Here is an 18,905-nt window from a genome sequence, read left to right as displayed (position 1 = left end):
AACTTGCAGATGCAGATTGACTCGAACTCGCTGAAGCAGACTGACTTGCACTCAATGATGCTGATTCACTTGCGCTCACTGAAGCGGATTGGCTTGAGCTTACGGAAGCAGACTGGCTGGCACTCAATGAAGCAGATTGACTCGAGCTGACTGAAGCAGACTGACTGGCGCTCGCTGATGCAGATTGACTGGCGCTCGCTGAAGCTGACTGACTCGAACTTGCAGATGCAGACTGACTTGCACTTACTGAAGCTGATTCACTTGTGCTTACAGATGCTGACTCACTGGCGCTCACTGAAGCAGACCGGCTCGTGCTGACTGAAGCAGACTGACTTGCGCTCGCTGATGCGGATTGGCTTGAGCTCACTGAGGCAGACTGACTTGCACTTGCCGATGCTGATTGACTTGAGCTCACTGAAGCTGATTGGCTCGAACTTACTGATGCGGATTGACTTGAGCTCATTGACGCTGATCGGCTAGCACTCGCTGAAACAGATTGGCTTGAGCTGACTGACGCGGATTGGCTGGCGCTCGCTGAGGCTGATTGGCTGGCGCTCACTGAAGCGGACTGACTTGCACTCATTGACGCCGATTGACTCGCGCTGGCTGAGGCTGACTGACTTAAGCTCACTGACGCAGACTGACTCGAGCTGGCTGAGGCTGACAGGCTGGAACTTACCGATGCAGACTGGCTATTACTTACTGAAATAGACGCTTGATTTGGCGTAATTTGTCCATTAAACGCATCTGAAACCAAACCATCTACTGTCGTACTAGCAGTCACCGGTCCACTTGGAAGTCGTCCTCCATTGCGATCATATACTTTCTTCAAGTCATTTGCAGTAAAGGTTACACTGGTAGAACTCCCTGTTGCTTGTTTGGTAAATACTTCACCTGCAATTGTTAAAGTAACTGTCCCACCTGGAGCAACTCCATCTACCGTAATCGCTTGATTTGAGAGCCCACCTTTTTCATTAAGATATTGATTCTCTATCCTTGGCGTCTGAGGACGCACAGTAAAGCTCACGTCAATTTCATCCGTACTTCCATCTGGATAAGTTACCACCGCTGTCAAAGTATGCCGACCAGCTGGTAAATCTGTGTTGGTTCCAGATTTCCAAGTGTAGGTGGTTTTAGTCCCCTTAGTAATTCCTGTGGTAGGAAACTCCGGAGTCCCTTGGGCATTCGTGATATACTGACTAGCTTCACCAACAGAGATTGTTCCCGAATTTGTCGTAAGAGTAAAGTCTCGATTACTTTCAGCATTGATAGCTGGTTCGTACTTTTCAGACTGAGCATGGACTTCAAATTGAATTGCGGCAGGGTTGGCTGTTAAATCTTTTACAAGTCCAACGTCAGTAGTATTTCCGTTAAAATTACCTTCCTGATCATAGGTGAAAACATAACGAGTCCACACACTATTTACTGCTTGATTTTTTCCAACAGAACCCGTGATTGAAACTGTGAAAGGATTTGAAGCTGTAGCATTTCCATCTTTGGCTAGTTTATTTGTCGGAACAACCATTCTGATACTTTGACCATTACTCGTAGCGAATGAGACAACAGTTGAAGTAGCCGGATAGGCCGCGGGTACAGAAGTGGGGACAAATTTTGCATGTTCAATTCGACCACTGTTATCAGTAAACTCAATGGTCGCAGAAAAATTTTCTTCTCGATAAATTTTAAATTTTTGTCCTTCTAGAACTGCGCCACCTGTAACAGTTATTTTCTGAAGTTCAGGCTTTTCTGTATCCCTTGCAGCTCTGAAGCTAGCGGTATTTGAAGCTTTGGTCAAAGCTTGTCCGTTTCTGCTGTCACGAAGTCCAGAGTTGGCACGTAACACAGCATTTGCAATACTATTTCGAGCTTCTGTAGCTTTTTGTAGGATAGGGGCAAGGTCAGAAGCCTCCCCTTTCAAGGCTTCTGCTATCTCATTCCTCGCTAGACTAGCCTTGGCAATTGCCTCATCCGAGTTTGGAAGTCCCTGCGCTTGAGCTAGAAACTGCCCAATCTCAGCAGACAAGGCCTCTAATTTCTTCCGTTTTTCTTCACTTTGCTTTTCTGTCAAGGCTACAGAAGTCATAGTCAGACTCGATTCAGCCGTCACACCTTCATTCTTTACACGACCAGACTGACTTTGAGGCAAGGATTCTGTAGAAAAATCAACTGCTTTTAATTCTTTTGAAGGTTGTGATTCTTTCACTGTCTCCCGAGCTGACTCACTTGCTTGGTACTGACTTTGAACACCAACTGAAGCTCTCTCTGACAGATTACTATTCGCTTGATTCTGTGTTCCAAGGGATTCACTTGAACTAGCAGTTACACTTTGACTGTTTGCCAAAGATTGACTAGTAGAAGCAGATTGGCTAACGCTAGAAGAGTTTGAGGCACTGATAGACTGGCTCGTAGACGCAGATTGGCTAGCACTGTGCGAATTGAATTCTGACAATGACTGGCTTTGACTGGTAGACAAAGACAAGCTAGCCGTATCTTGATGATCCTGTGTCGTCCCTAGCACTACTGAATCTCTCGTCGCCAGGGTATCTTTTGATTCGACAGTCTTTTCAACAGCGACTGCATCATTGGCATAAACACGCGTTTGCGTCGCAGCAAAACCACCTAAGATCGTCCCCGTAGCTGCTATCCCTTTCAAGACATCCAAGCCGGTCAACTTCTGACCTTCTTGCTTTTCAACCATTTCTGTCTTTACTTGGCTCGTATCCGCACTTCCACGCATCACCTTAAATAAGCCAAAAAGGGAAGTCGAGGCCCGTAGCCAATGCTTCCCTGATTTGATTAATTTGTACCGTGTCACACGGTCTGTTTCTCTATATTCACCCTTCTGGCGTCTAAAAAACATGTTCATCCCCTCAACTTGAAAAAGATCTATTCACCTATAAAATACTATCTTCTTATTATATACCAAATATACCGACAATTCAATATCTATAATATATCCTAAAGAAAGAAAATGATTTCAAAAATAACTTGATTTCAAATCTATTCTGTTTTTTCAATATAATCTTCATTTTATTGTTCTGTTAATATATTTTATTTGTTTTTTAACCATTTCTGAGTGCTTTAAAATTTTAGCAAAAAATCCCAATCACTCGGGGAATTGATTTTTATTCAAAATATAGAAAAAGTCCATGAATCAATAGCATGCATAGACTTTTAGGAATAGAGTATTTAAAGGTAGTTTCACAAATGAATTAATGAGGCCGGTAGCCGAGGTAACTTTCTAGCCTTTCCAACAAAAAAATCCACGAATCAAAAACATTCGCGGACTTTTCTTACGACGCATTTAAGCAAAATGCCATACTAATTAATAGCCTTAATCTACGACACTGAGTTTTACAAATCGATTTTATTTGTAAAACGTGATTACGACGGAAAAATCCACGAATCGATAATATTCATGGATTTTTCCTAGTGAAGCGTTTCGGTAAGCCGATTTTACACTACGACACGGAGTTTGGCAAATCGATTCTATTTGCCAGTAAGGCAGTTAGCTAGTTCGCCAAATAGCGACTAGCGTCCAACAATTAGGAACTTTAGTTCCAATTGTTGGTGCTGAGTTACATCTTCTCCTCCAACTCTACGTCTGGATACTTGTCCGCAAACCAGCGAAGGGCAAAGTCATTTTCAAAGAGGAAGACTGGTTGGTCAAAACGGTCTTTGCCCAAGATATTTCGGCTTGAGGACATGCGCTCGTCCAAGTCCTCAGGCTTGATCCAACGAACGGTCTTTTTACCCATTGGGCTCATGACCACTTCTGCATTGTACTCGCCTTCCATGCGGTGCTTAAAGACTTCAAATTGGAGTTGTCCGACAGCCCCTAGCATGTACTCGCCTGTTTGGTAATTCTTATAAAGCTGAATGGCTCCCTCTTGCACCAATTGCTCAATCCCCTTATGGAAGGATTTTTGTTTCATGACGTTCTTAGCAGAAACTTTCATGAAAATTTCAGGGGTAAAGGTTGGCAGTGGTTCAAACTCAAACTTGTTTTTTCCAACCGTCAAAGTGTCTCCAACCTGATAAGTACCGGTATCGTAAACCCCGATGATATCTCCTGCCACGGCATTGGTCACATTCTCACGACTTTCCGCCATAAACTGGGTGACATTAGACAGTTTAGCCCCTTTACCAGTACGAGGTAGATTGACACTCATACCACGCTCAAATTCACCCGATACGATACGAACAAAGGCAATACGGTCCCGGTGACGAGGGTCCATGTTGGCTTGGATTTTAAAGACAAATCCTGAGAAATCCTTGTCATAAGGATCCACAATTTCGCCATCTGTTTTCTTGTGTCCATGTGGTTCTGGAGCAAACTTAAGGAAGGTCTCAAGGAAGGTCTGCACCCCAAAGTTAGTGAGAGCTGAACCGAAGAAGACCGGAGTCAGTTCTCCTGCAAGAATAGCTTCTTCTGAAAACTCATTCCCTGCTTCTTGCAACAGTTCGATGTCGTCCTTAACCTGAGCGTAGAAAGGATTGCTTCCAAAGAGCTTATCCCCTTCTTCCAGACTGGCAAAACGTTCATCCCCTTTATAAAGTTCCAAGCGTTGGTTATAGAGGTCATACAATCCTTCAAAGGCTTTCCCCATCCCGATTGGCCAGTTCATAGGATAGCTCACAATGCCAAGGACTTCTTCTAGTTCTTGCAAGAGGTCCAGTGGCTCACGACCATCACGGTCTAGCTTGTTCATAAAAGTAAAGACTGGGATGCCACGGTGCTTCACAACCTCAAACAATTTCTTGGTTTGGGCCTCGATACCCTTGGCAGAGTCCACGACCATGACCGCAGCATCCACCGCCATCAAGGTACGATAAGTATCTTCTGAGAAGTCCTCGTGCCCTGGTGTGTCGAGGATATTCACGCGCTTGCCATCGTAGTCAAACTGCATAACAGATGACGTGACCGAAATCCCACGTTGTTTCTCGATATCCATCCAGTCAGACTTGGCAAAAGTCCCTGTTTTCTTCCCTTTTACCGTACCAGCCTCACGAATCTCGCCCCCAAAGTAGAGCAACTGCTCAGTGATGGTTGTTTTCCCGGCGTCCGGGTGGGAGATGATAGCAAAAGTACGGCGTTTCTTAATTTCTTCTTGAATATTCATAAGTTCTCTTTCTTTGATTTTCTATTTTTAGTTGTTTCAGTAGCTAAGAATGATGTTTACATTGGATTTTACCATTCCTTTCAACTCTCCATTATAGCGGATTTTGGGGAGTTTTTCAATTGCTCATCCGATGAAAAGACAAGCTAGAGCACAGATTGCGCCTGAGTTCTCTTTTTCCACCGTTTCTTGAACAAGATATCAAAAAGAACCAGAGCCAGTGAGAGGATGACGGACACAAGAAGGTACTTTAGCCATAGAGGAGCATTCGAGATAAACGGGGTATCTCTTAACAAACCATAATTTCCACCCGTCACCTGATTAACCCCAACTAGAAAGAGGTTGAGAATGAAGGTATAGGCTACAATCATATACTTCTTAAGCAAGGTCTTGTCATAGTGATTCATCAAGTAAACCAAGGAATTCACTAAAAGGGCATAGTGCCCAATCAAAAATGAAAAACTGGTGATATGGGGAAAATCATAGGGGTCAAAAACAGGGTAAACCAAAGCAAAGACCGCTCCACTTGCTCCTAAGAGGGCAAAATATTGCTTGCTCCGCCATTTATCGGGCAAGAAAACCACCGCAAACATAGCCAAACGGCAATGATAAAAAGGAAGGCTATTAGAAAAGGGAATTCCAAAGCCAACATACCAACTGTAAAGAGCTAGTAACTGGAGAATCTGAATCCCCTTAAACAAGAGGATAAATTTTGGATTTTTGTGATAAGCAAGTGCTCCATAAATACAAAGCACTAAAAAAAGCATCATAACTCCATACCAAAAGAGCGAAATGGGAGGAGGAACCGTCTGAGATCTGGTGATAAATTGATGGAACATATTTCTATCCTAACTTTTATTTTTTCTATTCTCTAGTTTAACCATTATAGCGAATTAAAAGCGATTTTTCAATTTCTATTTCTTTTCAGTTTGGCTCCCTTATTTATAGGAAAATATGGTAAAATAGAACAGACTAAAAATCATCATTTCACGAAAGGAAGCAAGATGAAAATTACGCAAGAAGAGGTAACACACGTTGCCAATCTTTCAAAATTAAGATTCTCTGAAGAAGAAACTGCTGCCTTTGCGACAACCTTGTCTAAAATTGTTGACATGGTTGAATTGCTGGGCGAAGTCGACACAACTGGTGTCGCACCTACTACGACCATGGCTGACCGCAAGACCGTACTCCGCCCTGATGTGGCCGAAGAAGGAACAGACCGTGACCGCTTGTTTAAAAACGTACCTGAAAAAGAAAACTACTATATCAAGGTACCAGCTATCCTAGATGATGGAGGAGATGCCTAATGACTTTTAATAACAAAACGATTGAAGACTTGCACAACCTCCTTGTATCTAAGGAGATTTCAGCTACTGAATTGACCCAAGCCACGCTTGAAGATATCAAGTCTCGCGAGAAAGCTATCAATGCTTTTGTCACTATCGCTGAAGAACAAGCCCTTGCTCAAGCTAAAGCCATTGATGAAGCTGGAATTGACGCGGATAATGTCCTTTCAGGAATTCCACTGGCTGTTAAGGATAATATTTCTACTGACGGCATCCTCACAACTGCTGCCTCAAAAATGCTCTACAACTACGAGCCTATCTTTGATGCGACAGCCGTTGCCAATGCCAAAGCTAAAGGAATGATTGTTGTCGGAAAAACCAACATGGACGAGTTTGCCATGGGTGGATCCGGTGAGACTTCCTACTACGGCGCAACAAAAAATGCTTGGGACCACAGCAAGGTTCCTGGTGGTTCATCAAGCGGTTCTGCCGCAGCTGTAGCCTCAGGTCAAGTCCGCTTGTCACTTGGTTCTGATACGGGTGGTTCTATCCGCCAACCTGCTGCCTTCAACGGGATCGTTGGTCTCAAACCAACCTACGGAACAGTTTCACGTTTCGGCCTCATTGCCTTTGGTAGCTCTCTAGACCAAATCGGGCCTTTTGCTCCAACTGTTAAGGAAAATGCCCTCTTGCTCAATGCGATTGCCAGCGAAGATGCCAAAGACTCTACCTCTGCTCCTGTCCGCATCGCTGACTTTACTTCAAAAATCGGCCAAGATATCAAGGGAATGAAAATTGCTTTGCCTAAGGAATACCTTGGTGAAGGGATTGATCCAGAGGTTAAGGAAACCATTCTGAGTGCAGCCAAACACTTTGAAAAACTTGGTGCTATCGTCGAAGAAGTCAGCCTTCCTCACTCTAAATACGGTGTTGCCGTTTACTACATCATCGCTTCATCAGAAGCCTCATCAAACTTGCAACGCTTTGACGGTATCCGTTACGGCTACCGCGCAGATGATGCGACTAATCTTGATGAAATCTATGTAAACAGCCGTAGCCAAGGTTTCGGTGAAGAGGTAAAACGCCGTATCATGCTAGGTACTTTCAGCCTTTCATCAGGTTACTATGATGCCTACTATAAGAAAGCTGGTCAGGTCCGTACCCTCATCATCCAAGATTTCGAAAAAGTCTTTGCGGATTACGACTTGATTTTGGGACCAACTGCTCCAAGCATTGCCTATGATTTGGACTCCCTCAACCACGACCCAGTTGCCATGTACTTGGCTGACCTTTTGACCATCCCAGTCAACTTAGCAGGTCTCCCAGGAATTTCAATTCCTGCTGGATTCTCTCAAGGTCTACCAGTCGGTCTCCAATTGATCGGTCCTAAGTACTCTGAGGAAACCATTTACCAAGCTGCTGCTGCCTTTGAAGCAACAACAGACTACCACAAACAACAACCCGTGATTTTTGGAGGTGACAACTAATGAACTTTGAAACAGTCATTGGACTTGAAGTCCACGTAGAGCTCAACACCAATTCAAAAATCTTCTCACCTACTTCTGCCCACTTTGGAAATGACCAAAATGCCAACACTAACGTGATTGACTGGTCCTTCCCAGGAGTTCTGCCAGTTCTCAATAAAGGGGTTGTCGATGCCGGTATCAAGGCAGCTCTTGCTCTCAACATGGACATCCACAAAAAGATGCACTTTGACCGCAAGAACTACTTCTATCCCGACAATCCCAAAGCCTACCAAATTTCTCAGTTTGATGAGCCAATCGGTTATAACGGCTGGATTGAAGTGGAGCTAGAAGATGGTACAACCAAGAAAATCGGTATCGAACGCGCTCACCTAGAGGAAGATGCTGGTAAAAACACCCACGGTACAGATGGCTACTCTTATGTTGACCTCAACCGCCAAGGGGTGCCCTTGATTGAGATTGTATCTGAAGCCGACATGCGTTCTCCTGAAGAAGCCTATGCTTATCTAACTGCCCTCAAGGAAGTCATCCAGTACGCTGGTATTTCTGACGTTAAGATGGAAGAAGGTTCGATGCGTGTGGATGCCAACATTTCTCTTCGTCCTTATGGTCAAGAAAAATTCGGTACCAAGACTGAGTTGAAAAACCTCAACTCCTTCTCAAACGTTCGCAAGGGTCTCGAATACGAAGTCCAACGTCAAGCTGAAATCCTTCGCTCAGGTGGTCAAATCCGCCAAGAAACACGCCGTTACGATGAAGCCAACAAAGCAACCATCCTCATGCGTGTTAAGGAAGGCGCTGCAGACTACCGCTACTTCCCAGAACCAGACCTCCCACTCTTTGAAATTTCAGATGAGTGGATTGAGGAAATGCGTACTGAACTGCCAGAGTTTCCAAAGGAACGCCGTGCGCGCTACGTTGCTGACCTTGGCTTGTCAGACTACGATGCTAGCCAGTTGACTGCAAATAAGGTCACTTCTGACTTCTTTGAAAAAGCTGTTGCCCTCGGTGGTGATGCCAAACAAGTCTCTAACTGGCTCCAAGGTGAAGTTGCTCAGTTCTTGAACGCCGAAGGTAAAACACTAGAACAAATCGAATTGACACCAGAAAACTTGGTTGAAATGATTGCCATCATCGAAGACGGCACTATCTCATCTAAGATTGCCAAAAAAGTCTTTGTCCACCTGGCTAAAAATGGCGGTGGCGCGCGTGAATACGTGGAAAAAGCAGGCTTGGTGCAAATCTCTGATCCAGATATCTTGATTCCAATCATCCACCAAGTCTTCGCAGATAATGGAGCAGCCGTTGCCGACTTCAAGTCAGGAAAACGCAACGCAGACAAGGCCTTCACAGGATTCCTTATGAAGGCAACCAAAGGACAAGCCAACCCACAAGTTGCCCTTGAACTCCTTGCACAAGAATTGGCGAAGTTGAAAGAAAGTGAGTAATTTACTCTTTATACACTTTTTTCTACTTTTAAAACGAGAATGAGACAAGGAGAATAAATGAACAAATTTTTACGATTGCTATTCGTCTTAGTCATCATCGCTATGCTAGGCGCTTCTATACTACAAATTTTCTTTCCATCGTACATGGGAAGCCACTCCGGGTACGGAATATCTGCTGGTTGGCAACGAGAAATTGGAATATGGAATTTAGCTGTATTGATTATTATTCTCGCTGTCAATATTAAATACGATTGGTTCTATCTACGAATCGCACTTCTTGCTCTCTTTATTGGCGGAATTGGAATAGGAACAAATCACTTACTCAATTATATGGAGTATCACTCTCCTGTAAATGCTATCGGTGCTTTTGAAAATTACTTGCTAGCAATAGGGTGGATTGTGGGATGGCTCATCGAGCGCCATTCCATAAAGAAGCTAAATGCTAGTAAATAACGCCTAGTATATCTTAGATTATTTTAAAGGTTATTAATAGTTTAATAATCATTCGAATTCAGAATTCTACCTTTTCAATCATATAGTTAGGAGACACATGAAAAAGTTTTATGCTCTTTTAATGACCTGTTTATTACTTGTTTTTCTATCCGTGCCTCAAATCGTTGATGCGGGTGTCGGACATTCCAGAAGTGGAGGGAGCAGCCGCAGTAGCTCCAGAAGTAGCAGCCGCTCAAGTGGAGGTGGAAGTCGTTCTGGTGGCTCATCCTACCACTACTACCGCTCTGGATATGGATCATCCTCTGACAGTTCTGCTAGCTCTCCCTATCTAGGATTTATGTTCATATTAGTTGGAGGAATCATACTAGTTGTTATCGTCAAATCCTTGCAGAATAAGTCTGGAGATTCGAGTTCAACCTACACTAGTAATGATTATCAAACGCTCCATCGTCGAGTTGAACACAACACACTGGCCATTAGTCGTGTGAAATACGGAGATCCAAACTTCGACGCTGAGGCCTTCACATCTTGGGTTAAGGAAGTCTACCTTAAATTGCAGGTTGCCTGGACTGAGAAGAATTGGAACTCTGTCCGAGCTTTAGAAAGTACCAGTCTCTACTCTCAACACAGTACCCAACTCGAAGACCATATTCGTGCTAAAACAACTAATGTTTTAGAGAAAGTTTGTATCGAAAATGTTCGCATCAAGGAGTTCATTGAAAATCCTGACGGAAACGATACCTTAGTGGTGATCCTGTCATCTACCTTGCGGGACTATGTCATTGACGATGAGACTCGCCGTGTCCTTGAAGGAGACCCTAAAAAAGATCTCTTCACCGTGTATCAATTGAACTTTATCCGTCAACACGGTAGCCAAACGCAAGCAGTCAATCCAGACCAAGTTGTGAGCGACCACTGTCCAAACTGTGGCGCCCCATTGAAAATCTCTGCAGTTAGTGAGTGCGACTACTGTGGTGCCAATCTCTCTCGCAGTCCAAACCAATGGGTACTCGATACCTATGATGTTGTGGATGAAGACGAGCTTTATAATTAGGAGGAATTATGGGATTTATACGTGCAGCCTTATCAGCAGGCTTAAATAGTTTTAATGATAGTAAATTCAAGGAAGCCATTGTCCTTCCAGATAATGTCTCTGGCGACGCCTTGGCCGTCAAAGGTCAATTACTCACAAAAGACCCAGATGGACGTTCTCGTCACAGCAATCAAAATACTGGACTTTTGTCAGATGGCAGTGTGGTTATCGTTCCTCAAGGTTATACCGCTGTTTTGGTAAACAACGGTACCTTCCTTGGTGAAGTCCTCGAAGCAGGTAGCCACGAATGGCAAGCTGGTGATAATGTCTGGCTCCTTGAAAAAGGTGGTTTAAAAGGCACTTGGGAAAACTTTAAAAACCGTTTCTCTTTCGGTGGACAAGTCATCACCCAACAGGAAATTATCTTTATCCGCATGCAACCTATTGCAGGTAATAAGTTCGGCACACAAAATGCGGTCGAATACTTCAGCGAACGTTACCAACAACTGCTCAACATCCGTTTCTATGGCTTGTTTGATGTAAAAATAGCAGACCCAGTCCTCTTCTACGTGAGCTCTGTTAGTCGTCAAATTACTGACGGACAGCCATTTACTCTCCATGATGTAGCTCAAGGAACGCTCCGTCAAAATATCGCACCAAAAATCGCGATTGCCATTGCCAAATATACCAACGAAAACAAGGTTGATATTTATAGCCTCAATGCCAACCAAGATACCTTTAACGAACTCGCTAAACAAGAGGTCAACAAGGTTTGGACAGGCCTCTACGGAATTGAAGCAACTAATATCTTGCTTGAAGACCTCAGCTACGACCAAGAAAGTCTTGATATCGTTCGCAAGCTTGATAGTGAGCTCGTGGCAATGAAGTACAACACGATTGAAATCGAAGAACGTCGTGCTCGAAACGAAGCGCTTATTGCTGCAGCTGCCAATGAGGGGAATGGCAATGGGATGAACATGTTTATGGGTATGAATCTTGGCCAAACTCTCGGTGGTCAACTAAGCCAACAAGTCCAAAATCAAGCGCCGGCTCAAAACACTGGGCAAACTGCCAGTAAGAATTTTTACATCGAAGTCGATGGAAAATACGTTCTCGTTACTAAAGACGAAGATGGAAATATCGTACCAGTCAACTAATTAAGCTCCTTCTGACATTTGAGTAATGTTGTCTTTTATGGTACAATAAAGAGTAAATTATTTTATTAAAGAGGTAAAAACATGATTGAAGCAAGTAAATTAAAGGCTGGTATGACCTTTGAAACAGCTGACGGAAAATTGATCCGCGTTTTGGAAGCTAGCCACCACAAACCAGGTAAAGGAAACACAATCATGCGTATGAAATTGCGTGATGTCCGTACTGGTTCTACATTTGACACAAGCTACCGTCCAGAGGAAAAATTTGAACAAGCTATCATCGAGACTGTCCCAGCTCAATACTTGTACAAAATGGATGACACAGCCTACTTCATGAACACAGAAACTTACGACCAATACGAAATTCCTGTAGTCAACGTTGAAAACGAATTGCTTTACATCCTTGAAAACTCTGATGTGAAGATCCAATTCTACGGAACTGAAGTGATTGGTGTTACCGTTCCTACTACTGTCGAATTGACAGTTGCAGAAACTCAACCATCTATCAAAGGTGCTACTGTTACAGGTTCTGGTAAACCAGCAACGATGGAAACTGGACTTGTCGTAAACGTTCCAGACTTCATCGAAGCAGGACAAAAACTCGTTATCAACACTGCAGAAGGAACTTACGTTTCTCGTGCCTAATCTCTAGAAAGAGGTCATTCTATGGGAATTGAAGAACAACTTGGCGAAATCGTTATCGCCCCACGTGTACTTGAAAAAATCATTGCTATTGCTACTGCAAAAGTAGAGGGTGTTCACTCTTTTTCAAACAAATCAGTATCTGACACCCTTTCAAAACTTTCTCTCGGCCGCGGCGTTTATCTTAAAAACGTGAACGAAGAACTCACAGCTGATATCTATCTCTACCTTGAGTACGGAGTAAAAGTTCCTAAGGTAGCTGTTGCTATCCAAAAAGCTGTCAAAGATGCTGTCCGCAACATGGCTGATGTAGAACTAACTGCTATCAATATCCACGTTGCTGGTATCGTTGCAGATAAAACACCAAAACCAGAATTGAAAGATCTATTTGACGAGGACTTCCTCAATGACTAGTCCACTATTAGAATCTAGACGCCAACTCCGTAAATGCGCTTTTCAAGCTCTCATGAGCCTTGAGTTCGGTACGGATGTCGAAACTGCTTGTCGTTTCGCCTATACTCATGATCGTGAAGATACTGATGTGCAACTTCCAGCCTTTTTGACAGAGCTAGTTTCTGGTGTTCAGGCTAAAAAGGAAGAACTAGACAAGCAAATCACACAGCATTTAAAAGCAGGTTGGACCATCGAGCGTTTAACGCTCGTGGAAAGAAACCTCCTTCGCTTGGGAGTCTTTGAAATCACTTCATTCGACACTCCACAGTTGGTTGCTGTCAATGAAGCTATTGAGCTTGCAAAGGACTTCTCAGATCAAAAATCTGCCCGTTTTATCAACGGACTGCTCAGCCAGTTTGTAACAGAAGAACAGTAAAAAGAAAAAGTGTTTGACAAATATCAAACACTTTTTTCTTTGCCTTCCACTATCTAAAAAAGTGGTAATAGACATAATTATAAACAAAAATCCAGATGGGTTTTGCATAAATGAGAAAGTTGAAAAAACTATGGCACAGGATGGTGATTTTTAGGTTCTTTGTCCACCGATATACTAGGGCATAGAAGAGACCGCCTAAACTATAAATAATCAAACTGATAGGATCTCGGTGATTTAGGATCAAATGACTAAGTCCAAAGATAAGAGCAGATAGGATAACATCCAGATAGTACTTGGATTGGGGAAAGAAGGTATTCATAAAGTACCCTCTATAAATCAGTTCCTCTAATATAGGTCCGACTATTACTGTTAAACTAAAACTGAGAACAGTTGATAGAAAAGTTGGTTGCCCATTGGAGTATAGAATCGAAAGAAGGTCTTGAAAGATATACTTGTTATCAATTAGGTGATGAAACTGTAACTGAAAAGCATCCACCAATTGACGATCAAAATAAGTAGCTACTAGACCAACTACAAAGTAAAAGAATCTTAACTTCTTTGAACCCTTTTTTTCAAAAATATAGAGCATCTCTTTCTTTTTGAGCCAGTAGATAAACAATATCAAAAGAGCTATTACTTCAACTGTTAAAAAGATAGAATAGCCATCTATCCCCCATCCTAAAAACTTAGTCAGATACATAATCCCTAACTCTGGTAGATAAACCGATAAAAATACCAGTGATGTAAAGACTCCCAGATGCCCTAGTTTTTTCATTTTTACAGACTTTCTTAACTTCTTATTCCGTTATATAACTTAATCCCGTAATTTAGATTTCAAATTTCCTTTCAAGTTTGAAAATCATTTGAACATTACAAACTTCTATATCTACTATAAATCTTTTTTTACCAGTGTACCATCCATATCCTCAACTGTCAATTTTTCGTCCTGAAATGTATGTTCTCTAGAAAAAAATGCTAGAACCTTTACTCAGTTCTAGCTTTCTTTTTAATATTTTCTAAAGCGTTGGTAACGTTCTTCTAGGAGCTGTTCCAAGGCTAAGCCTCCCAAGCGGTCAAGCTCTGCACGCAATTCATTTTTGACACGAGCTTGCAGTTCCTTACTGGAAAGACCTGCTTCTGAGATTACCTTGTCCACGATTTCCATTTCTAGGAGTTCGTGTAAAGTGATCTTCATCAACTCTGCCACATCTGCATCGAGTGTACGATAGGGGCGCTCTTAACCCATTATACCAGAATAGTTAATCGATTAGTAAGAAGTTTAGAAAAGCACCTGAATTATTTTCAGGTGCTTCATCTAGAATCAGAATAACCAGGTCCCTTCCTCTATCAAGAGATTGGAAATAGTATCTATAAACCTTTATCTCTTTTTAGATTTCTTAACATGTTTCTTGTACATTTTTGACTTCTTTCCATACCATTCTTCGATGGTATAGCCATACTCTTCACGGTATTTCTCTTGATTTTTATTGACTGTATTCAAGTTCTCTAGCGTTACTAAATTGGATTTAAAAAATGATACCAAAAATAGGCCTAGGAAAATAGGTGCAATAGGTAACAAAGCAAGCAAGAGATACGCTAGGAAATGATTGAGCCCGTTGATGAAGAGATTGATTCCATACATCAACAACCATAAGAATAAAATAACATTCAAAAATTTTTTATAATATTCTGAGGAGAAATAATCCTTGCTAGCGCGTTGCTTAGTAACGAGAATATAAACAAGGTAAATCAGTGATAACACAAAACCAATCCAGTAAACGATACGAACTGCTACTAGAGGGATTAAATACAAGATGGCTACAAACCAACTATAATATGTAATTACGAGCAAAAACAATTGAAAAATCTGAGTCATTAAATAGGCTTTAATGCGATTTCTTTTAGAAATAATATAAAAACAAGTAAAATGACCGCAACAAAGAAAAAATAGAAAGCCAAAGAAACTATCTGGGGGAATGAGCCCTTTTTCCACTGATGTTAGCTGTGTAACCATTGAGGTCAGTGGAATAGCTGGGTCATACCCAGCTTCACTAACCATTCGAAATAAACTTATCGGCAAAGTTGTCGCAAGCATAGTCATCAATAAAAATATAGGTGCTGCAAAAATTATCTTTAATAAGTTTAATCTTCGTGCTGTTTCAAGTGCATCATTAATATCTTGTTGTATCTTATCCATTTATTTTCTCCTATTACCCAAACAAGGATGAGGCCGCCTTCAGACCACCATTGAAAAAATCAGAAACATTCTTGCCCACACTTTTGACAGTCTCCAAGCCCTGGTGGATTCCTTCCAAATCTATTTTACGTGTTTCTCATACCATTCCTGATACTCTTGATAACTGTTGAGCGGAGTCTCTTCCTTTGTTTTGGGATCTATCCCAACAACATCTAGCTTATCCTGACCGACCGGCGCAAACCAATGGCGCATATCTTGGAAAATAGCTTTTGGATCATAATAGTCACCTTTTCTAACTACTATATTAGCGGCTCCCTCCATAGTCTTATAATATTCGGGGTAATCCCTAATAAAGTTTATATTGGTATCCTGTCTATTTTTATAACTATTCCCGTAAGATAAGTCGTAAGTGGGGATAAAGCCGTATTCAGTAGCTATATTATCCAAATTAGTATAATCAAAAGAAAAGGCCGATCGTTTGGAATCTGTTTTATCTATAGGTATAGCCGGCACTATCTGTTCAGAATCCACATCCAAAGCAACCTCCTTCTTATCTTCTCTATTTTGCTTATTCGTCAAGGAAAAAACTAAATAATCTTTCCCATTATCAGTGTAATTTCTTGTAGAATAAAAATCTACTCTATAATTTTGGTCATAGGTTTGGATCAGTTTGACTACATCAATCGTCTTTGGTGGATTCTCTAAATGATTGAGATCATAAACATCTAGTGTTAATTCCACTAAATTACTGTCGCTCCTCCCAACAAATTTTGCATTACTTGTGACAAAATAGTTAGATAGAACATCTGGAGTCACAAGTTCCTTCATTTTATAGTAAACATAGCGATTCTGGGAGCCAAAGGTTTCGATACGCTCCACCTCTGTTTTGACTATCAATACCTCATGGTCTTCCTGCCATTGGACATATATGGGCCAGGTATAGGAATAAACACCATAGCCCACCAAAGAAACTAGAAGCAAGCCCACAAACACCTTAGTTCGGAAGCTGAGAGTCTTTAGGTATTTCATTTGGTAAAAATCCTCCTTTATTTGAGTTTAAATAAATAGAGCTAATCGTCCTCTTATTCTCCTTTTTCAACCAATATTCGGCGTTGCTTGTTTAGTTCGCGGTCTTTGGCAACATCGTAATACAAGTCAAACTCTTCTTTGGTATTGACTGAATGCTCTTGATCATCCTTACTAAGTTCGGCTGGAATCGTCAATCCTTCGTAAAGATTCGTATTTGCTGGGACAAAAAGCTGATACAAATCAAGAAACTGTGGAACATCTCCATAAACTTCATGGTTATATATCTTAGAATCAATTAAGAGATAAAACTGTGAATCTTGCTCACTTAATACTTGATAAACTTTAGGCGCAGCTGTCTCCAAAACACTTCCCTTCAATACATCCGGATGAAAAGACAGTTGATTTTGATAAAATTTATCGAATACAGAAGTTGTTCCAAACATTACTGTCATTTCTTCCATTTTATCCTTTAAAGGACCTAAATCTACCGACGGTGATTTAGGAAACTGTTGTATTTTTGTATCTTCCCAATCAATTTGCTTGGTTTCTAAGTTCAGCCATAATTGTTTTTTCTGTGATAGCTCCCATCCTCGTTTGTATACTTGTATGGAAATGTAGTCTTTGCCATCTTTTTCGATAATACCTCCAGTATCTTCCGGTATATAATCAGGGTTATAGTCCTCTACAAGTTTATAAAGATCGAGCTGACTGCCTTCCAATTTTTGATCATCTATTCGATAAATGGACATGGCATAATAAACTTCGGGATCCTCTTTAGGTAATTTTTGTGTTCCTCTATAGGTAGAATTACGGAAGTACTTGCGCACGATATAGCGTTGATTGGAGGCCCCATGAATACCTAAAAAGTTCTCAGCTACTTCTGGATTGTATTTGGCAAACAATCGGTCTTCTTCTGGATTCAGCGACTTCCAATGCACGGCAACTCCCCTGCCATCTTCTAAAAACTCATAAGAATCAATTTCCCATTTTCCTGTATAGTAACCCATATTTTCATATTTTTGGCGTTCTTGCTTGACCTGCTCTGATTGTTGATAACTATGATAACCCCATAGAAGCAGAACACCCAACAGGACAGATCCGACTATTGTTAGTACTTTCTTCATTTCTATCTCCCAAAACAACAAAATTTATGTCTATTATAACACAAAAGAGAGCCGTTTCGCTCTCTTTATCGCTCTGTAAGTCCTGTCCTCAAGATCATATCTTTAAATGCACCATTCACCCGGCTGAGATTATCCGGATTAATTTTCTTATTACTCACTCTTTATCACTCCCGTCTGCTCTATAGTAGTCTACATTCCGAAGGGCAGGATGCTGCTCTAACCAGGCATTCGCCTCTTGGCTGTTACGAATCTGAACATCTGAGGCTTCCCCATCATCATTCAGTCCATAAACGGTTAGGAGGTCTTCTCCCTTGGGGGCGAACCAGTGTAACAAGGTATCAAACCACTCATCCGGTGTAACCTTATCTGGACGGATATAAAGCGACCAATCCTGATTGATAAGTTTATCTTTTAGGTCCGGATAAAGACTATAGAGATTGATATTAGGGTCTGGGACTTGCCCTTCAGAGCCAGTTACACCAATCTCATTCGAAGGATCAAAATAACCTAGACTCCTTAAAACCTTATTATAATTAGTTACTTGCGCTATATCACTTATGTCATAGTCCCTTCCAAACTTTGTATCTTTTGGAAGTTCCACCACTTCTTCCGTCTCCACATTGAGATAGACATCTTTGTAAATTCGATTCTCTTCATCCGATAAATCACCAATTCTCAACCTAAAATAGTGAGTACCCTCAACATAATAGGAGTCAATTAGATTAATAGGAATACTTTTCTGATTGTAGCTTCGCACTGCCTGATATAGGTCAATCTTTCGCTCAGGCAAGCCCTCCTTGTCTAAATTATACAAAATCAAGTTCCAATACTCTCCCTCCATCTGGAGATGAGGTAGGGTATGTAGCTTTTTTTCATCCTCTACTATAAAAGTCTTGTACTCTTCTGTGATCGCATATGTTTTACTGACAAATAAACTCCCTTTATTGCTAGGCGCAAGGACGTATTGACTCTTATCTCCAAATAGTTGAAAGTCTGATTTTTCCATGGCAGTTCGCATTCTATACTCTTGTTCTTTTGGAGTTTGACTGGGTTTCAAGAGAAGTAAGAAACAAGATCCTGTTACGACTAAGAGGCTTAAAACTCCT

17 protein-coding genes and 1 pseudogene are annotated in these 18,905 nt (G+C 41.6%); 9 read left to right on the top strand and 9 right to left on the bottom strand.

Annotated features, from left to right (window positions below; all coding sequences use genetic code 11):
* From HMPREF1115_RS06285 to HMPREF1115_RS06275, 3 genes are all read right to left on the bottom strand, one after another.
* The coding region (locus HMPREF1115_RS06285) for an accessory Sec-dependent serine-rich glycoprotein adhesin (protein ID WP_000466191.1) at positions 1-2,860 on the bottom strand (2,860 nt) is incomplete at its 3' end.
* A 718-nt stretch (positions 2,861-3,578) separates the two neighbouring features.
* Positions 3,579-5,123: a peptide chain release factor 3 gene (locus HMPREF1115_RS06280; RefSeq protein WP_001025444.1), complete on the bottom strand. Its 1,545-nt coding sequence runs from the start codon at positions 5,121-5,123 to the stop codon at positions 3,579-3,581.
* A 143-nt stretch (positions 5,124-5,266) separates the two neighbouring features.
* Complete coding sequence (locus HMPREF1115_RS06275; protein ID WP_025170990.1) at positions 5,267-5,959, bottom strand: YwaF family protein; 693 nt, start codon at positions 5,957-5,959, stop codon at positions 5,267-5,269.
* Positions 5,960-6,124: 165 nt separating this feature from the next.
* Here HMPREF1115_RS06275 and gatC point away from each other — a divergent pair, with 165 nt between their 5' ends.
* The 9 genes from gatC to nusB all read left to right on the top strand — a co-directional run bounded on the left by gatC (position 6,125) and on the right by nusB (position 13,449).
* Positions 6,125-6,427, top strand: a complete 303-nt coding sequence (gene gatC / locus HMPREF1115_RS06270) for an Asp-tRNA(Asn)/Glu-tRNA(Gln) amidotransferase subunit GatC (protein ID WP_000705420.1) — start codon at positions 6,125-6,127, stop codon at positions 6,425-6,427.
* Entirely contained in the window at positions 6,427-7,893 is a 1,467-nt protein-coding gene (gene gatA, locus HMPREF1115_RS06265; protein ID WP_000143701.1) for an Asp-tRNA(Asn)/Glu-tRNA(Gln) amidotransferase subunit GatA, read from the top strand. The genes gatC and gatA overlap by 1 nt, the downstream gene beginning before the upstream one ends.
* The gene (gene gatB / locus HMPREF1115_RS06260) at positions 7,893-9,338 is read left to right on the top strand and encodes an Asp-tRNA(Asn)/Glu-tRNA(Gln) amidotransferase subunit GatB (RefSeq protein ID WP_001008641.1); all 1,446 of its coding nucleotides are present in this window, start codon (positions 7,893-7,895) and stop codon (positions 9,336-9,338) included. Before gatA ends, gatB begins: the two co-directional genes overlap by 1 nt.
* A 57-nt stretch (positions 9,339-9,395) precedes the next feature.
* The gene (locus HMPREF1115_RS0102130; protein ID WP_001031999.1) at positions 9,396-9,791 is read left to right on the top strand and encodes a hypothetical protein; all 396 of its coding nucleotides are present in this window, start codon (positions 9,396-9,398) and stop codon (positions 9,789-9,791) included.
* Between the two features lie 97 nt (positions 9,792-9,888).
* Positions 9,889-10,845, top strand: a complete 957-nt coding sequence (locus HMPREF1115_RS06255; protein WP_000715069.1) for a zinc-ribbon domain-containing transport protein — start codon at positions 9,889-9,891, stop codon at positions 10,843-10,845.
* A gap of 8 nt (positions 10,846-10,853) precedes the next feature.
* Positions 10,854-11,981, top strand: coding sequence for an SPFH domain-containing protein (locus HMPREF1115_RS06250; protein WP_000505820.1), 1,128 nt, complete (start codon positions 10,854-10,856; stop codon positions 11,979-11,981).
* 81 nt (positions 11,982-12,062) lie between these two features.
* A complete protein-coding gene (efp, locus tag HMPREF1115_RS06245) occupies positions 12,063-12,623 on the top strand; it encodes an elongation factor P (RefSeq protein WP_000568640.1) in 561 nt (186 codons plus the stop codon).
* 21 nt (positions 12,624-12,644) lie between these two features.
* On the top strand, positions 12,645-13,034 hold the full coding sequence (locus tag HMPREF1115_RS06240) for an Asp23/Gls24 family envelope stress response protein (protein ID WP_000510586.1): 390 nt from the start codon (positions 12,645-12,647) through the stop codon (positions 13,032-13,034).
* Positions 13,027-13,449, top strand: a complete 423-nt coding sequence (nusB, locus tag HMPREF1115_RS06235) for a transcription antitermination factor NusB (protein ID WP_000203659.1) — start codon at positions 13,027-13,029, stop codon at positions 13,447-13,449. The genes HMPREF1115_RS06240 and nusB overlap by 8 nt, the downstream gene beginning before the upstream one ends.
* Before the next feature lie 49 nt (positions 13,450-13,498).
* Here the strand turns inward: nusB and HMPREF1115_RS06230 are convergent, their stop codons facing one another.
* The 6 genes and pseudogenes from HMPREF1115_RS06230 to HMPREF1115_RS06205 all read right to left on the bottom strand — a co-directional run.
* Positions 13,499-14,224, bottom strand: a complete 726-nt coding sequence (locus HMPREF1115_RS06230; RefSeq protein ID WP_000732993.1) for a CPBP family intramembrane glutamic endopeptidase — start codon at positions 14,222-14,224, stop codon at positions 13,499-13,501.
* Between the two features lie 231 nt (positions 14,225-14,455).
* Positions 14,456-14,659, bottom strand: a pseudogene (locus HMPREF1115_RS06225) (acetyl-CoA carboxylase carboxyl transferase subunit alpha); the annotation flags it as partial.
* A 168-nt stretch (positions 14,660-14,827) separates the two neighbouring features.
* The gene (locus tag HMPREF1115_RS12220) at positions 14,828-15,646 is read right to left on the bottom strand and encodes a hypothetical protein (protein WP_000357946.1); all 819 of its coding nucleotides are present in this window, start codon (positions 15,644-15,646) and stop codon (positions 14,828-14,830) included.
* Between the two features lie 120 nt (positions 15,647-15,766).
* Positions 15,767-16,675 (bottom strand): hypothetical protein, encoded by a 909-nt coding sequence (locus HMPREF1115_RS06215; protein ID WP_000876253.1) that lies wholly within the window; start codon positions 16,673-16,675, stop codon positions 15,767-15,769.
* A 53-nt stretch (positions 16,676-16,728) separates the two neighbouring features.
* Positions 16,729-17,799 carry a hypothetical protein gene (locus HMPREF1115_RS06210; protein ID WP_000757209.1) on the bottom strand — a complete coding sequence of 357 codons (1,071 nt, stop codon included), beginning with the start codon at positions 17,797-17,799 and terminating at the stop codon, positions 16,729-16,731.
* Positions 17,800-17,953: 154 nt separating this feature from the next.
* A partial coding sequence (locus HMPREF1115_RS06205; RefSeq protein ID WP_000485508.1) for a hypothetical protein occupies positions 17,954-18,905 on the bottom strand: 952 nt, incomplete at its 5' end.

The sequence above is a fragment of the Streptococcus oralis SK610 genome (genome assembly GCF_000257455.1).
In the GTDB taxonomy this organism is placed as follows: Bacteria; Bacillota; Bacilli; order Lactobacillales; family Streptococcaceae; genus Streptococcus; species Streptococcus oralis_CB.
Note: the sequence above shows the minus strand (reverse complement) of the source record. Positions and strands in the feature narration are given on the sequence as shown.

What these genes read in the sequence shown, in the direction of transcription:
- efp (WP_000568640.1), top strand. Translation starts at nt 12,063, where the DNA reads ATGATTGAAGCAAGTAAATTAAAGGCTGGTATGACCTTTGAAACAGCT.
- HMPREF1115_RS06240 (WP_000510586.1), top strand. Translation starts at nt 12,645, where the DNA reads ATGGGAATTGAAGAACAACTTGGCGAAATCGTTATCGCCCCACGTGTA.
- HMPREF1115_RS06210 (WP_000757209.1), bottom strand. Translation starts at nt 17,799, where the DNA reads ATGAAGAAAGTACTAACAATAGTCGGATCTGTCCTGTTGGGTGTTCTG.
- gatA (WP_000143701.1), top strand. Translation starts at nt 6,427, where the DNA reads ATGACTTTTAATAACAAAACGATTGAAGACTTGCACAACCTCCTTGTA.
- HMPREF1115_RS12220 (WP_000357946.1), bottom strand. Translation starts at nt 15,646, where the DNA reads ATGGATAAGATACAACAAGATATTAATGATGCACTTGAAACAGCACGA.
- HMPREF1115_RS06230 (WP_000732993.1), bottom strand. Translation starts at nt 14,224, where the DNA reads ATGAAAAAACTAGGGCATCTGGGAGTCTTTACATCACTGGTATTTTTA.
- HMPREF1115_RS06280 (WP_001025444.1), bottom strand. Translation starts at nt 5,123, where the DNA reads ATGAATATTCAAGAAGAAATTAAGAAACGCCGTACTTTTGCTATCATC.
- nusB (WP_000203659.1), top strand. Translation starts at nt 13,027, where the DNA reads ATGACTAGTCCACTATTAGAATCTAGACGCCAACTCCGTAAATGCGCT.
- gatC (WP_000705420.1), top strand. Translation starts at nt 6,125, where the DNA reads ATGAAAATTACGCAAGAAGAGGTAACACACGTTGCCAATCTTTCAAAA.
- HMPREF1115_RS06250 (WP_000505820.1), top strand. Translation starts at nt 10,854, where the DNA reads ATGGGATTTATACGTGCAGCCTTATCAGCAGGCTTAAATAGTTTTAAT.
- HMPREF1115_RS06275 (WP_025170990.1), bottom strand. Translation starts at nt 5,959, where the DNA reads ATGTTCCATCAATTTATCACCAGATCTCAGACGGTTCCTCCTCCCATT.
- HMPREF1115_RS06215 (WP_000876253.1), bottom strand. Translation starts at nt 16,675, where the DNA reads ATGAAATACCTAAAGACTCTCAGCTTCCGAACTAAGGTGTTTGTGGGC.
- HMPREF1115_RS06255 (WP_000715069.1), top strand. Translation starts at nt 9,889, where the DNA reads ATGAAAAAGTTTTATGCTCTTTTAATGACCTGTTTATTACTTGTTTTT.
- gatB (WP_001008641.1), top strand. Translation starts at nt 7,893, where the DNA reads ATGAACTTTGAAACAGTCATTGGACTTGAAGTCCACGTAGAGCTCAAC.
- HMPREF1115_RS0102130 (WP_001031999.1), top strand. Translation starts at nt 9,396, where the DNA reads ATGAACAAATTTTTACGATTGCTATTCGTCTTAGTCATCATCGCTATG.